At 44.6% G+C, this 15,143-nt stretch carries 10 protein-coding genes and 2 rRNA genes; 2 read left to right on the top strand and 10 right to left on the bottom strand.

What is annotated here, in order from left to right; all coding sequences use genetic code 11:
• Positions 1 to 81: 81 nt before the first annotated feature.
• The 3 genes from AC623_RS07900 to cspD all read right to left on the bottom strand — a co-directional run bounded on the left by AC623_RS07900 (position 82) and on the right by cspD (position 5,447).
• Positions 82 to 3,013: ribosomal RNA gene (locus tag AC623_RS07900) — 23S ribosomal RNA — on the bottom strand.
• Positions 3,014 to 3,349: 336 nt separating this feature from the next.
• A 16S ribosomal RNA gene (locus AC623_RS07895) occupies positions 3,350 to 4,903 on the bottom strand.
• Together the 16S and 23S rRNA genes form the textbook arrangement of a ribosomal RNA operon.
• Before the next feature lie 343 nt (positions 4,904 to 5,246).
• Positions 5,247 to 5,447, bottom strand: coding sequence for a cold-shock protein CspD (gene cspD, locus AC623_RS07890; protein ID WP_049661945.1), 201 nt, complete (start codon positions 5,445 to 5,447; stop codon positions 5,247 to 5,249).
• Between the two features lie 319 nt (positions 5,448 to 5,766).
• On the opposite strand from cspD, the gene yhfH reads away from it, so the two are divergent.
• Positions 5,767 to 5,901, top strand: a complete 135-nt coding sequence (gene yhfH / locus AC623_RS20975; RefSeq protein ID WP_077247226.1) for a protein YhfH — start codon at positions 5,767 to 5,769, stop codon at positions 5,899 to 5,901.
• Between the two features lie 100 nt (positions 5,902 to 6,001).
• Here the strand turns inward: yhfH and AC623_RS07885 are convergent, their stop codons facing one another.
• Entirely contained in the window at positions 6,002 to 7,522 is a 1,521-nt protein-coding gene (locus AC623_RS07885) for an FAD-dependent oxidoreductase (RefSeq protein ID WP_049666392.1), read from the bottom strand.
• A gap of 185 nt (positions 7,523 to 7,707) precedes the next feature.
• Here AC623_RS07885 and AC623_RS07880 point away from each other — a divergent pair, with 185 nt between their 5' ends.
• A complete protein-coding gene (locus tag AC623_RS07880) occupies positions 7,708 to 8,325 on the top strand; it encodes a YitT family protein (protein WP_231603411.1) in 618 nt (205 codons plus the stop codon).
• Positions 8,326 to 8,369: 44 nt separating this feature from the next.
• On the opposite strand, the gene AC623_RS07875 is transcribed toward AC623_RS07880, so the two are convergent.
• From AC623_RS07875 to AC623_RS07850, 6 genes are all read right to left on the bottom strand, one after another.
• Positions 8,370 to 9,338, bottom strand: a complete 969-nt coding sequence (locus tag AC623_RS07875; protein WP_053104091.1) for a metal ABC transporter solute-binding protein, Zn/Mn family — start codon at positions 9,336 to 9,338, stop codon at positions 8,370 to 8,372.
• A gap of 135 nt (positions 9,339 to 9,473) precedes the next feature.
• Complete coding sequence (gene map, locus AC623_RS07870) at positions 9,474 to 10,217, bottom strand: type I methionyl aminopeptidase (RefSeq protein WP_049661944.1); 744 nt, start codon at positions 10,215 to 10,217, stop codon at positions 9,474 to 9,476.
• Positions 10,218 to 10,289: 72 nt separating this feature from the next.
• Complete coding sequence (locus tag AC623_RS07865) at positions 10,290 to 11,471, bottom strand: amidohydrolase (RefSeq protein WP_049661943.1); 1,182 nt, start codon at positions 11,469 to 11,471, stop codon at positions 10,290 to 10,292.
• An 11-nt stretch (positions 11,472 to 11,482) separates the two neighbouring features.
• Entirely contained in the window at positions 11,483 to 11,842 is a 360-nt protein-coding gene (locus tag AC623_RS07860; RefSeq protein WP_049661942.1) for a response regulator, read from the bottom strand.
• A 20-nt stretch (positions 11,843 to 11,862) separates the two neighbouring features.
• The gene (locus AC623_RS07855) at positions 11,863 to 13,461 is read right to left on the bottom strand and encodes a sensor histidine kinase (protein WP_049661941.1); all 1,599 of its coding nucleotides are present in this window, start codon (positions 13,459 to 13,461) and stop codon (positions 11,863 to 11,865) included.
• Between the two features lie 29 nt (positions 13,462 to 13,490).
• Entirely contained in the window at positions 13,491 to 15,095 is a 1,605-nt protein-coding gene (locus AC623_RS07850) for a diguanylate cyclase (protein ID WP_049661940.1), read from the bottom strand.
• Between the last annotated feature and the right edge of the window lie 48 nt (positions 15,096 to 15,143).

Here is a 15,143-nt window from a genome sequence, read left to right as displayed (position 1 = left end):
GTCTTCTGTGGAGGTTACAGAACAACCTCCTCAGCTGACTCTCCAGTGTCTGTCACAGCTGAACAGCGCCTTCCGCTTTTCGTGGTTAAGTCCTCGATCGATTAGTATTCGTCAGCTCCACGTGTCGCCACGCTTCCACCTCGAACCTATCTACCTGATCATCTTTCAGGGATCTTACTAGCTTGCGCTATGGGAAATCTCATCTTGAGGGGGGCTTCATGCTTAGATGCTTTCAGCACTTATCCCGTCCGCACATAGCTACCCAGCGATGCCTTTGGCAAGACAACTGGTACACCAGCGGTGCGTCCATCCCGGTCCTCTCGTACTAAGGACAGCTCCTCTCAAATTTCCTGCGCCCGCGACGGATAGGGACCGAACTGTCTCACGACGTTCTGAACCCAGCTCGCGTACCGCTTTAATGGGCGAACAGCCCAACCCTTGGGACCGACTACAGCCCCAGGATGCGATGAGCCGACATCGAGGTGCCAAACCTCCCCGTCGATGTGGACTCTTGGGGGAGATAAGCCTGTTATCCCCGGGGTAGCTTTTATCCGTTGAGCGATGGCCCTTCCATGCGGAACCACCGGATCACTAAGCCCGACTTTCGTCCCTGCTCGACTTGTAGGTCTCGCAGTCAAGCTCCCTTGTGCCTTTACACTCTGCGAATGATTTCCAACCATTCTGAGGGAACCTTTGGGCGCCTCCGTTACTTTTTAGGAGGCGACCGCCCCAGTCAAACTGCCCGCCTGACACTGTCTCCCACCCGGATCACGGGTGCGGGTTAGAAGTTCAACACAGCCAGGGTAGTATCCCACCGACGCCTCCACCGAAGCTGGCGCTCCGGTTTCAAAGGCTCCTACCTATCCTGTACAAGCTGTGCCGAAATTCAATATCAGGCTGCAGTAAAGCTCCACGGGGTCTTTCCGTCCTGTCGCGGGTAACCTGCATCTTCACAGGTACTATAATTTCACCGAGTCTCTCGTTGAGACAGTGCCCAGATCGTTACGCCTTTCGTGCGGGTCGGAACTTACCCGACAAGGAATTTCGCTACCTTAGGACCGTTATAGTTACGGCCGCCGTTTACTGGGGCTTCAATTCAGAGCTTCGCGTGAGCTAACCCCTCCTCTTAACCTTCCAGCACCGGGCAGGCGTCAGCCCCTATACTTCGCCTTACGGCTTCGCAGAGACCTGTGTTTTTGCTAAACAGTCGCCTGGGCCTATTCACTGCGGCTCCTCAGGGCTATGCACCCCAAAGAGCACCCCTTCTCCCGAAGTTACGGGGTCATTTTGCCGAGTTCCTTAACGAGAGTTCACTCGCTCACCTTAGGATTCTCTCCTCGCCTACCTGTGTCGGTTTGCGGTACGGGCACCTTTCACCTCGCTAGAGGCTTTTCTTGGCAGTGTGGAATCAGGAACTTCGGTACTAAATTTCCCTCGCCGTCACAGCTCCGCCTTGATGGTGACGGGATTTGCCTCGTCACCGGCCTAACTGCTTGGACGCACAACCAACTGTGCGCTTGCCCTATCCTCCTGCGTCCCCCCATTGCTCAAATGGTGAAGAGGTGGTACAGGAATATCAACCTGTTGTCCATCGCCTACGCCTATCGGCCTCGGCTTAGGTCCCGACTAACCCTGAGAGGACGAGCCTTCCTCAGGAAACCTTAGGCATTCGGTGGAAGGGATTCTCACCCTTCTTTCGCTACTCATACCGGCATTCTCACTTCTAAGCGCTCCACAGGTCCTTCCGGTCCTGCTTCACAGCCCTTAGAACGCTCTCCTACCACGGACACCACATGGTGTCCATCCACAGCTTCGGTGATACGTTTAGCCCCGGTACATTTTCGGCGCAGAGTCACTCGACCAGTGAGCTATTACGCACTCTTTAAATGGTGGCTGCTTCTAAGCCAACATCCTGGTTGTCTAAGCAACTCCACATCCTTTTCCACTTAACGTATACTTGGGGACCTTAGCTGGTGGTCTGGGCTGTTTCCCTCTTGACTACGGATCTTATCACTCGCAGTCTGACTCCCAAGGATAAGTCTTTGGCATTCGGAGTTTGTCTGAATTCGGTAACCCGAGGGGGGCCCCTAGTCCAAACAGTGCTCTACCTCCAAGACTCTTCCCTTGAGGCTAGCCCTAAAGCTATTTCGGAGAGAACCAGCTATCTCCAGGTTCGATTGGAATTTCACCGCTACCCACACCTCATCCCCGCACTTTTCAACGTGCGTGGGTTCGGGCCTCCAGTAAGTGTTACCTTACCTTCACCCTGGACATGGGTAGATCACCTGGTTTCGGGTCTGCGACCTCATACTCATACGCCCTATTCAGACTCGCTTTCGCTGCGGCTCCGCCTTTACGGCTTAACCTCGCATGAAATCGCAACTCGCCGGTTCATTCTACAAAAGGCACGCCATCACCCATTAACGGGCTCTGACTACTTGTAGGCACACGGTTTCAGGTTCTCTTTCACTCCCCTTCCGGGGTGCTTTTCACCTTTCCCTCACGGTACTGGTTCACTATCGGTCACTAGGGAGTATTTAGCCTTGGGAGATGGTCCTCCCGGATTCCGACGGAATTTCACGTGTTCCGCCGTACTCAGGATCCACTCTGGAGAGAACGATGTTTCGGCTACAGGATTGTTACCTTCTCTGATGGGCCTTTCCAGACCTCTTCGCCTACACCGTTCTTTTGTAACTCCGTATAGAGTGTCCTACAACCCCAGAAGGCAAGCCTTCTGGTTTGGGCTGTTCCCGTTTCGCTCGCCGCTACTCAGGGAATCGCGTTTGCTTTCTCTTCCTCCAGGTACTTAGATGTTTCAGTTCCCCGGGTATGCCTTCTCCTGCCCTATGTATTCAGGCAGGGATACTGTTCCATTACGAACAGTGGGTTTCCCCATTCGGAAATCTCCGGATCCATGCTTACTTACAGCTCCCCGGAGCATATCGGAGTTAGTCCCGTCCTTCTTCGGCTCCTAGTGCCAAGGCATCCACCGTGCGCCCTTTCTAACTTAACCTAAGAAAAAATATAAGCGGCGCATTTCGTCGTCAGCTTCCTTCATTCCTTCCCTCGCGTATGCAAATACGCTCGGTCAGTCACTCAGTTGCTTCCTAGAACTGCTTGCTTCTCTTCTTTCTTTGAAAAATACCTAAAATGGCGATTACTCGGTTATTGCTTGGTTACTTTTATACGATATTATCCAGTTTTCAAAGAACAAGTTTGCTTACCTATATAGAAGGAATTCATCCTTCAAAACTGAACAAAAAACAGTGCCGTTAATTCGTTTGTGAGAACGATGTTCTCTGTTGCTACTCTGTGGAGACGAACCTGTCACATTTCACAATTTCCTTAGAAAGGAGGTGATCCAGCCGCACCTTCCGATACGGCTACCTTGTTACGACTTCACCCCAATCATCTGCCCCACCTTAGGCGGCTGGCTCCCGTAAGGGTTACCCCACCGACTTCGGGTGTTGCAAACTCTCGTGGTGTGACGGGCGGTGTGTACAAGGCCCGGGAACGTATTCACCGCGGCATGCTGATCCGCGATTACTAGCGATTCCGGCTTCATGCAGGCGAGTTGCAGCCTGCAATCCGAACTGAGAATGGTTTTATGGGATTGGCTAAACCTTGCGGTCTTGCAGCCCTTTGTACCATCCATTGTAGCACGTGTGTAGCCCAGGTCATAAGGGGCATGATGATTTGACGTCATCCCCACCTTCCTCCGGTTTGTCACCGGCAGTCACCTTAGAGTGCCCAACTGAATGCTGGCAACTAAGATCAAGGGTTGCGCTCGTTGCGGGACTTAACCCAACATCTCACGACACGAGCTGACGACAACCATGCACCACCTGTCACCGCTGTCCCCGAAGGGAAAGATCTGTCTCCAGACCGGTCAGCGGGATGTCAAGACCTGGTAAGGTTCTTCGCGTTGCTTCGAATTAAACCACATGCTCCACCGCTTGTGCGGGCCCCCGTCAATTCCTTTGAGTTTCAGTCTTGCGACCGTACTCCCCAGGCGGAGTGCTTAATGCGTTAGCTGCAGCACTGAAGGGCGGAAACCCTCCAACACTTAGCACTCATCGTTTACGGCGTGGACTACCAGGGTATCTAATCCTGTTCGCTCCCCACGCTTTCGCGCCTCAGCGTCAGTTACAGACCAGAGAGCCGCCTTCGCCACTGGTGTTCCTCCACATCTCTACGCATTTCACCGCTACACGTGGAATTCCGCTCTCCTCTTCTGCACTCAAGCCTCCCAGTTTCCAATGACCCTCCACGGTTGAGCCGTGGGCTTTCACATCAGACTTAAGAAGCCGCCTGCGCGCGCTTTACGCCCAATAATTCCGGACAACGCTTGCCACCTACGTATTACCGCGGCTGCTGGCACGTAGTTAGCCGTGGCTTTCTGGTTAGGTACCGTCAAGGTACGGACAGTTACTCCCGTACTTGTTCTTCCCTAACAACAGAGCTTTACGATCCGAAAACCTTCTTCACTCACGCGGCGTTGCTCCGTCAGACTTTCGTCCATTGCGGAAGATTCCCTACTGCTGCCTCCCGTAGGAGTCTGGGCCGTGTCTCAGTCCCAGTGTGGCCGATCACCCTCTCAGGTCGGCTACGCATCGTCGCCTTGGTGGGCCATTACCCCACCAACTAGCTAATGCGCCGCGGGTCCATCTGTAAGTGACAGCCGAAGCCGCCTTTCCATCCTTCTCCATGCGGAGAAGAAAGAATATCCGGTATTAGCCCCGGTTTCCCGGAGTTATCCCAGTCTTACAGGCAGGTTACCCACGTGTTACTCACCCGTCCGCCGCTAACTTGAACAGAGCAAGCTCCGTCAAGTCCGCTCGACTTGCATGTATTAGGCACGCCGCCAGCGTTCGTCCTGAGCCAGGATCAAACTCTCCAAAAAGATTGTTTGACTTGCTCATAATTAAAAATAAGAATTAACTTACTGGCATGTATTTTGTTCAGTTTTCAAAGATCAATTCCGTTGCTTCTAACAGCAACTTTATTATAATATCATTTTCCCACTATGAAAGTCAACTGTTTTTTAAACTTTCTTTTTCACTACCGTCTTATCTGACAGTGGATTTAAATTTTAACACAAAGGTAACAATAAAGTCAATACACTTTCAAGTTTTTATTCAATTAATCATTTACAATTAGGAATGGCTCTTTACAATAGTTAGCTTCCTCTAAAGAAATAAAAAAGGTAGTGTGCTCGCACACTACCTTTGGTTATATGTTTTTAATTATTGTTTTTCTACGTTAGCAGCTTGTGGTCCGCGTGGTCCTTCAACAACTTCGAAAGAAACACTTTGGCCTTCTTCTAAAGTTTTGTAGCCGTCGCCTTGAATAGCTGAGAAATGTACGAATACATCGTCTTGTCCTTCAACTTCGATGAATCCGAAACCTTTTTCTGCATTAAACCATTTAACTTTACCTTGTAACATGTAAATATCCTCCTCGAGCTCACTTGCTCATTCATTTCTTGCTGTTTATTACTATTTCAAGACGAAAACAATTTTATTCAAACTTGCTCTCTTTTGAAACGAACTTAAACAACTAGTCATACTATATCATCTCTGCCAGTAAAAATCAAGAAAATGTAGAAGGTGTATTTAAACAACACTCTATTTTTTTAGTTTTTAGGACAATCTAACTAATTTTCAGAATATTTAATTTTACCGTTTACATTAAAAGAGAAAGTGCATATACTGTATTACAACAGAAATGAATAAAAAAACCTGTGTTATAAAAGGAGGAATTAATATGATGATGAGCCCTTTAGAGTTTTTTAGAACTTTACCGCCAAAAATGTGCCCAGAATGCGGGGAGCATATGCAGGAGCAAGCGGAATCTTATATGATGGAATGTGATCGTTGCCTGTCAAAAAAGGATGAATAAAGTGAAAAAAGAAGCAAGAAAAAGCTGACTGCAGTATGTCAACCACTTACTGAGTCAGCTTTTTGTGTCTTTGATTTCAAAATTATTGTCATCTATCCAATTATTCTTGCCATGTTTGATCGCCAAGTTCTCCAAGATTTTTCAATGGTTTCTTTGCCGGTCCTTCCACCACTTCTCCAGAAATGGAATAACGAGAACCATGACATGGACAATCCCAAGTACGTTCCGCATCGTTCCATTCACATTCGCAGCCCATATGGGTACAGGTTGTGTCTACAAGATGGATGATACCACTTTCTTCTTTAAATGCTCCAGCCCGTGTTCCTTCCCAATTAATGACTACTCCTTGATTAACCGGCAGCTTTTCCCCATCTTTGAAGAAATAATCCAGCTTGCCTTTTACAAATGTTGCAGCCACATTACTTTGCTGCTTGACGAAATGCTTAACGCCAGGGTCTGCTTTAAAACGGTTAGGTGAGAACAAATCTTTATAACGGTTTTGTTTATTCACAATTAAATCTGACATAAGTGTTGCTGCCACTACGCTCGTTGTCATTCCCCATTTTTTAAAGCCGGTCGCTGAATAAATATTTTCATTTTCATCAGCCTTTCCGATGTAAGGAATCTTATCCATGGGAACGAGATCTTGAGTGGACCAAAAAAATAATAACTTTTCTATACCAAACTCTTTTTCTGCAAACTCTTTTAAGTTTTCATAATGGTTAACGGTTGGCTGTCCCTTCCCTGTCTTATGGCCATCTCCGCTGATCAAAAGTACTTCTTCGCCATTATAGATTGTGCTTCTTACAGAACGAGTTGGCTGCTCGGCTGTAATATACATACCTCCTGGGAATTCTTTCTTTGGCTTAATAGCAATAATATAAGAACGTGTCGGATACAATTTGGCAAAGTAAAAACCGTTATCATAAAAAGGAAAATGAGTAGCAATCACGATACTGCTTCCTACGGCTTTCACGCCCGATTTTAATACAACAGCTGGCTTTTCTCCCTTCTCTATATCTTCAGCCGGCGAATGCTCATAGATCGCTCCACCATTCATCACAATGAATTCAACAAGTGGCTTTAAAAATTTTAATGGATGAAATCGAGCCTGGCCATTCATTTGAAGTGCTTGTTTGAAAGGAGTTTTCCAAGGCATCGAATCAACAAGCGACCCGTCTATTCCTAGTTTTTGATAGCTCTCTGCTTCTTTCTGAAGATTTTGTTCTTTTGCATCATCATTTGTATAGACATAGGCTGTTTCTTCCTTCCAGTCACACTCAATCCCTTCCTGCTCTATTGTTTTTTTGATCCAGTGGGCTGCTTCAGCATTTGCCTCGTAGTACAGTCTTGCCCCATCTTCTCCTACGGATTGAATTAACTGATCGTAAATTAAATTATGCTGAGCTGTTACTTTCGCCGTAGTGTGGCCAGTCGTTCCGTTTAACAGTTCGTCTGCTTCTAAAATGATAACTTTCTTTCCTTCTTTTGTGAGCATATACGCCGTAACTACACCTGTAATGCCGCCGCCCACGATAACGACGTCTGCAAATACTTGCTCCTTTAGCGGAGAAAAAGAGGGCAATTTCGTATCCGCTCTCCATAACGGTTCATGATTCATTTCATTCAATTCTATTCCTCCTTCAATATGATGCTTTTTTATATCTTTCCTTCATTGAGGAAAAGTATGCCAAAAAAAGAGAAGGTTTTTACTCACCTCCTCCTAGATCCTTTTAAATGAGACTTACTTCCAATTGATAAATATGTTAAGGTAAATATAGACAAAGATAGAGAAGAGGATCGGTTGTGAGCATAGCATTACGAATCGCTGCTCTAGCGTTTGGAGCTTTTGTGCAAGGGATCGCCATGACGTTTTTTTTATTCCCGCATCAAATTTCCTCTGGCGGAGCAGCAGGACTTAGCATTATTTTAAACTTTTTATTCCAAACGCCTTACTCAGCAACGTTATGGATGTTAAATGCGGTTATGATTGTAATAGCTTTTAAGCAGTTAGGAAAAAGCAATGCCGCCGGGACAATGTTTTGTGTAACCGTGACGGCTGTTACGATTCATGTTTTTTCTCCATTTATAACGGAGCCCCTTAGCTATCCAGCTTTTGACTTAGCCATAGGAGCCAGTATATTCGGAATCGGCCTCGGCATTCTATTTCGGCTTGGCGCTTCATCTGGTGGAATGGACATTCTTGCTTTAATTATTTCTAAGTGGAGAGGAGTCAAACCGGGAAGAACGCTTTTCTATATTAATTCAACAATTCTTCTTCTAGCCGGCTTCATCGTAGATGTGAAAACCATTTTTTACGCATTAGCCTGTCAATGGATAAGCGGAAAAATTATTGACCTTCTTCACTCCATCTCAATAGAAAAATACCCGATTTTGCGTATCCTTACTTTTCCTAGTAAATAAAAAGGCGGTTTTACAGCTTCAACTGTAAAACCGCCTTTTTATTTTCATTTTTTAACTGCTTTCTTCAACGTTTGAATGTTTCGCTCCATGAGGGTAAAATAATTTTCTCCTTTTGCCTCATCTTTCTCAGTCAGTACCGAAAGATTATGGATATGAAGAGTTTTCGCTTTTAACTCTTTCTGTACTACCTTCGCCACTTTTGGCGTAACATTTTGTTCGAAAATAACATATTCAATTTGATGTTTCTTTGCTATGTCGATCATATTTTTTAATTGCTTTTGTGAAGGTTCGTTTGTAGGTGACAAGCCAGCAACGCTAATTTGCTTAAGTCCGTATTCTTTTTCCCAATAGCCAAAAGCAGCATGTGATACAAGGAACTCTTTATCAGCTGCTTGGTTAGCCATTTTACGGAAGTCCCCGTCTAATTTCATTAATTTTCCCTTCAACTCTTCATAATTTTTTTCAAATTCTTCCTGATGATCAGGGTCAAGCTTTGATAATTTCTCCTTGACCACTTCCGCCATATCCATAGCTAACACGGGATCAATCCATATATGTGGATCTACGCCCCCATGCGAGTGCCCTTCATGCTCTTCATCGTGGGAGTCATGATCAGCCTCTTCTCCTGTTTCTTTATATCGATGCAAGTCAATATGTTTTCCTACTTCGACAACCTGTGTATGTTCATCCTTCAAGGATTTTTTTACCTTTTCGCCGAACGGTTCAAGCCCTAATCCGTTGTACATAAATAAATCACCGTCAGCAATATCAACGATTGTCTTAGCTGTCGGTTCATATGTATGTTCATCTACTCCGGCAGGCAGAACACTTTTTACATCCACATATTCTTTACCGATTTCTTCTGTAAAAAAGGTTAGCGGATAGATCGTTGTATATACTTTTAATCCATCTTTTTCTGTTTGATGATCCTGTTTATTTGCTTTTTCTTGTCCACAAGCAGAAAGAAGAAAAATAGCTGTAAAGGCAAATAAAACATTTAAAAAGCGGGGCAAAATAATTCCTCCTCAAAAACGCAAAATATATATCCAAAAGCATTATATCGTAATCATTACGCTTTGTAAATAGTAATCATTTCGATTTGTTTTGGTCGAAAAGAGCCAAATGCTCTTCGCATTTGGCTCCTTATGTTATTTTGTTAAGATAATGGGCTCATCTTTCGTAATCACAATGGTATGTTCGATTTGAGCAACAAGGCTGCCATCTGGTGTTTTAAATGTCCAGCCGTCGCCGCCTTCTACGATCATGTCTGCTTTTGCAGAAATAAAAGGCTCGAATGCAATAATCATTCCTTCTTTTAATAGATCATTATCCCATGGATCAAAATAATTTAAGATGTGGTCAGGTGCTTCATGAAGAGCGCGTCCAATGCCGTGACCAGTTAAATTTTTAATAACTGTAAAACCATGGCGCTTTGCTTCGTTCATGACTGCTTTTCCGATTTGGTTTTGTTTTGCTCCCGCTTTTGCTTTCACCAAACCACGCTCAAACGCTTTTTCCGCCGTTTCGCATAGCTTGAAAAGCATAGGATCGCCTTCTCCGACAACAAATGAAATACCTGTATCCGCAAAGTAGCCATCATATGAACCCGAGACATCGATATTGACTAAGTCCCCTTCTTTAATAACACGGCTGCCTGGAATACCATGAGCCACTTCGTCATTTACACTGATGCATGTATAACCTGGAAAATCATATTCACTTTTCGGTCCGGATACAGCGCCTTTCTCCTCGAAAAGTTTGCCACCCAGCTCGTCTAACTCTTTTGTTGTAATGCCTGGCTTTGTTGCACGGCGCATTTCATCGCGAATTTCTGCAACAATTTTTCCAATCTTTTTGAATGACTCCAGTTCTTCTTCCGTTTTGATAATCATCGAACTCTTCCTTTTTCTTTAAAATTTTTCCCGTAACTACTATACAGAAAATACGTCTACTTGAAAAGATGTTCAACTTCCGTCGTTTAAGAACCTCCATGCAGCAGAAGCAAGAATTTTCCCAGCATGAAGCATTGCTCGCTCATCAATATCAAACATCGGGTGATGGTGAGGATACACCGCATTCTTCTCGGGATTGCCAGCACCTGTTAGAAAGAACGTGCCAGGAACGTGCTGTAAATAATAAGAAAAGTCTTCCCCCACCATTAACGGCTCTGTTATATAGCAATGATCAGTACCGAGAATGTCTTCGGCGCATGAACGAACAAAGGCCGTTTCAGCAGCATGGTTTATAACAGGCGGGTACCCCTTTATATATTGATATTGATAAGAAGCCCCTGCTGCTTCACATAATGAGTGCAAAATGGACTCCATTTTCCGCTCGATCATTTCCTGAACCTCCGTACGGAAAGTCCTCACTGTCCCCTTAATCTCCACTTTCTCTGGAATAATGTTAAAAGCATCTCCGCCATGAAAGGCACCAACAGAAATAACAGCTGAATCTAACGGATTGACATTGCGGCTAATAATCTGTTGAATAAGCTGCACCCAGTTCATGCCGAGGACAATGGGGTCAACTGTTTCATGCGGCAACCCGCCATGCCCGCCTCGGCCAATGATCTCCACTTCAAAGTGATCAGCAGCTGCCATAATCGCCTGTGGCTGGAAAGCAGCCCGGCCGACTGGAATAGTAGACCATAAATGCGTACCAAATATCGCATCTACCCCATCCAAACAGCCATCTTTAATCATTTCCTTTGCCCCACCCGGCACAAGCTCCTCTGCAAATTGATGGATGAGCACGACATTTCCTCGCAGTAAATCCCGCTTTTCCTGCAATACTTTAGCGACCGACAGCAAAGTGGCCGTATGAGCGTCATGTCCACATGCATGCATTTTTCCAGGAACCGTTGAACGATATGGCACTTCTTTTAAATCCTGAATAGGCAGCGCATCGAAATCGGCGCGTAATGCCACTGTTTTTCCCGGCTGACCACCACGAATAGTGCCCACTACCCCACGGCCGCCAACTCCCTCTCTTACTTCTATCCCCAATTCTCTTAAATGGCGAGCAATAAGCTTCGGCGTCTCCTCTTCTTCAAACGATAATTCCGGATTTTGATGCAAGTATCTTCTGATGTTGACTGTCTCTTCAAAACTTTCTTCTAACTGCTTGTAAATTTCTTCTAACATACAGTCTCCCCCTATTTCTGCTCTCCATCTAATTCTTCAATCAGTTCAATTAGCTTAAATGGACTAAATGGTTTTGGAAAAACAAAATCTGCTCCCGCTTCTTTTGCTTCTTCTACATCTTTTTCCTGTGTTTTGGCTGTGAGCATGACAATTTTAACCTTGCTCGTCTCTCTTACTTGGCGAATTACTTCTATTCCTGTCATTCTTGGCATCATATAATCCACGAGCAAGAGGTCAAACTTCCCTTCCTGAAACTGCTCAATTGCATCTTTCCCGTCTACAGCTTCTGTAAGAACATGCCCCTCTTCTTCTAGTGTATCAACGATTAACATTCGCAGTACTTCTTCATCATCGGCGATCAGTATATTCATCTAATTTCTCCCCGTCCATTTCAATTCGCTTCTGTCTCGTGCTCTGCCTCTTGCCCCTCTGCAGGAAGTGGAAGGACAATAGAAAAAACGCTCTCTTTTCCGTACTCCGAGGAAACCATAATCTCTCCTCCGTGAGCCTCTATAATTTCTTTACATATAGCAAGCCCCAGACCCGTACCGCCAATCTTGCGGCGGTCAGAGTTATCGATACGATGGAACTTTTTGAACAAATATGGGATTTCAGCAGCCGGTATGCCAAGCCCCTCATCTTTGACGTTTATTATCATATTATGGGCATCATTCTCCAGGTGAACGGCGATCATACCGCCCTTAGGAGAAAACTTAACGGCATTGCTGATTAAATTTGTAAATACCTGAATAAGTCTTTCCTCATCACCATTCAGCCACTTTTGCGAGCGCTCATCGACTAGCTGAAAGTGATGGTGATGAGCCGTATGGCTAACGGCTTCTATCACCCGCTCGATTAAAAGCTTGGGATCTGTCTTCTCAAACGAGCAGATGAAAGCACCTGATTCCATTCGCTGTAAATCTAAAAAATCATTCACTAAATTCGTCAGGCGGATCGCTTCCTGGTGAATAGTAGTTAAGTATTTTTTTTGTTTTTCTTCCCCTAATGAACGCTTCACCATTAACTCGGTGAAGCCGAGAATGCTAGCAAGAGGAGTACGCAGCTCATGACTGACCGTGCTCACAAGCTCAGATTTCAGCCGGTCTAATTCTAATAGCTGGTTTTTCATCCTTTCTGTCTCTGCCAGCATTCTTTCCAGCTCCTCCTGCTGCATAACAAGCTCCTCATTATGGGCTGTTAGTTCATGCTCTCTTTCCTGTATAGTCTTAGCCATGTGGACAAAAGCAGTGGACAGCACACCGAGCTCATCTCTCCTCTTTAACTGACGAATCTGTACTTCATGACCGGCAGCCAGCTTCTCAGCGGCAGTCGTTAATTCTTGAAGCGGGCGTCCTATTCTTCTGAAGAGCACCCAAACTGCTCCGCTCGTTACGACTAATACAAAAACAACGTAAATGGCTGTAAAAATATTAAGTTTCTTTGTTTGTTCTAAAAACTGCTGGTACTGTAAATCGATTGATTCATTTAAACCAGCTCTCTCAGATTCAATTTCTTTAATAAGGAAGTTAACGCTATCCGTTACCCCTGAAGCCCACAATTGATGGATACTCTCATGATCTCCGTCTTTTACAAATGCGGTGGCCTTAGGAACAACACGGTTCATATATAGACGGCGAAAGTCCGCCAACTCAGCAAATAATTTTTTCTCCCTGGAAGAAGAAGCAAGCGGTTCAAACTCACGAATAGCTCGTTGCAGATCCCTTGCACTATCATAAGCTTGCTGTAGCTCTCTCTCATTTTCAAAAGCAATATAGCCTCTCATGGAGAATACAGTGTTTTTAAAGCTGCTCTCAACAAAACGGACTGCTTGCACTTTCTCATTCATTGCTTTTCTTTTTTCTTTGTAATCTTCCGTTAACTGCTCCCCAATCAAATAAGCAGCAGCCGCTCCCATCATTAAAAGAAAAAGCATAGCAAGCATAATAAATAAAAATTGCTTCCGAATACTTTTACGAAATCCTGTAATCATACGCTCCCCCGTTCACCAGTCAAAATAGATTAATGGTCTATCCTCATAGCCAGCCGGCGCACTCGAGCCTCTAATTCCTTAATGCTAAAAGGTTTCGTTAAATAGTCGTCTGCCCCTAACTCAAGTCCCTTTACAACATCTTTCTCGCTTTTTCTTCCTGTTAGCATAATGATAACAAAATCCTCTTCGCGAAATTCATTTCGCAATCGCTGTAACACTTCTATTCCATCCATGCGCGGCATAACACCATCGAGTAAAATAATATACTTGCCGCCCTGCTTGTACCAATCGTCCTTGAAAAAAGCTTCTCCTTCTCTAAACGAACGGACCTCTGTCCGGTAGTTTCCAAACGACATCCGGCGCAGCTGGTCTTCTAAAATTTGGCGCATCACCGCGTCATCATCAATAATGCCGATACGCAGCCATTTTTCTTTCTCCGCAGAAGGATTCATGTCCTGATAATAAGTAACTTTACCGCGGCCATTGATCTTAGAGGAATAAAGAGCCAGATCTGCTTTTTTCAAAAGCTCTCCTGGGCGTTCTTCAGAATAATTTGCTTCCACTACCCCTGCAGAAAAGCTGCAAGAAACAGTTTGATCTTCAAATACAAATTCTTGCTGCTTAAATTCATTGATAATCGATTGAATAATGTTCTTTGCCTGTTCTCCTGAGCATTCCGGCATAAGTAAGACAAATTCCTCTCCGCCAAAGCGAATAAAAAAATCATCTTGATGAATGCGATTTCTAACGATGAAGCTAAATTCTTTTAGTACCTCATCACCTGCAGTATGGCCATACGTATCGTTGATCTTTTTAAAGTGATCCAAATCCATTATGGCCAAAGAGAAAGATACACTTGATTCCTTTAATAATTGCAGCTGTCTCTTCACTTCAACATTAAAGAACTTACGATTAAATGCCCCTGTCAGTTCATCTATTAATACAACTTCCCTCATTAAATCTCGATAATTCATTTTATTTTGGATCCTCATAAGAATTTCATCTAGATCTGTTGGCATTTCAATATAATCAAGTACTCCCGCTTCATACGCTTTCATGCGCATTTCTTTCTCCTTCGCTCTACTTATAGCGATAATCGGAGTAAGACGATTCCCGGCAGTCTCTTTAATTCTTTCGAGCAGCTCCATTCCGCTGTTTTTTGGAAGGTCAAGATCGATGACTAAAAGATCAGGGTGCTTCGCTAAAAAGATGGATAGCCCTTTATCAGCAGTCATCGCAGCCAGCACGCCCCAGCCTTTTTTCTCCATTTCTTTCCTTAAAACTGTCAATCTCTCAATATCACTTTCTATCAAAAGGACGATTTCACTGCCGGGCTTTTTTTCGCTTTCTGTTTCAATAAGCTCCTCTTGTTCTATCACATTGTGATTTCCTATTAATTCCGCCATAAAAAATTTCCATTCATCGGCACTCCATTGCTTTTCTCTATCTTCATCTAGCTGCTTTAGTTTAACAGCTGCTATATCCGCTAATTCCTCAAGACCAATAGAACCAGCTGTCCCTTTTAACGAATGAAGAAATCGGTACAGTTCTTTTTCCGTGACAAACGGCTGGCTTTTCCAAATTTGAAAAGTTGTATCCATTTTTTTGAGGAAGATTTGCTGATACTTTTTCAAGTGTATCCCGCCTTTATGTATGCTTTGCAAAAATGCACCTTATCTAGT

Origin of the sequence: Bacillus sp. FJAT-27231, assembly GCF_001183975.1 — a bacterium.
GTDB classification, from domain to species: domain Bacteria; phylum Bacillota; class Bacilli; order Bacillales; family Domibacillaceae; genus Pseudobacillus; species Pseudobacillus wudalianchiensis.
The sequence above is the reverse complement of the archived record's forward strand: the minus strand, read 5'-3'. Positions and strand labels throughout refer to the sequence as shown.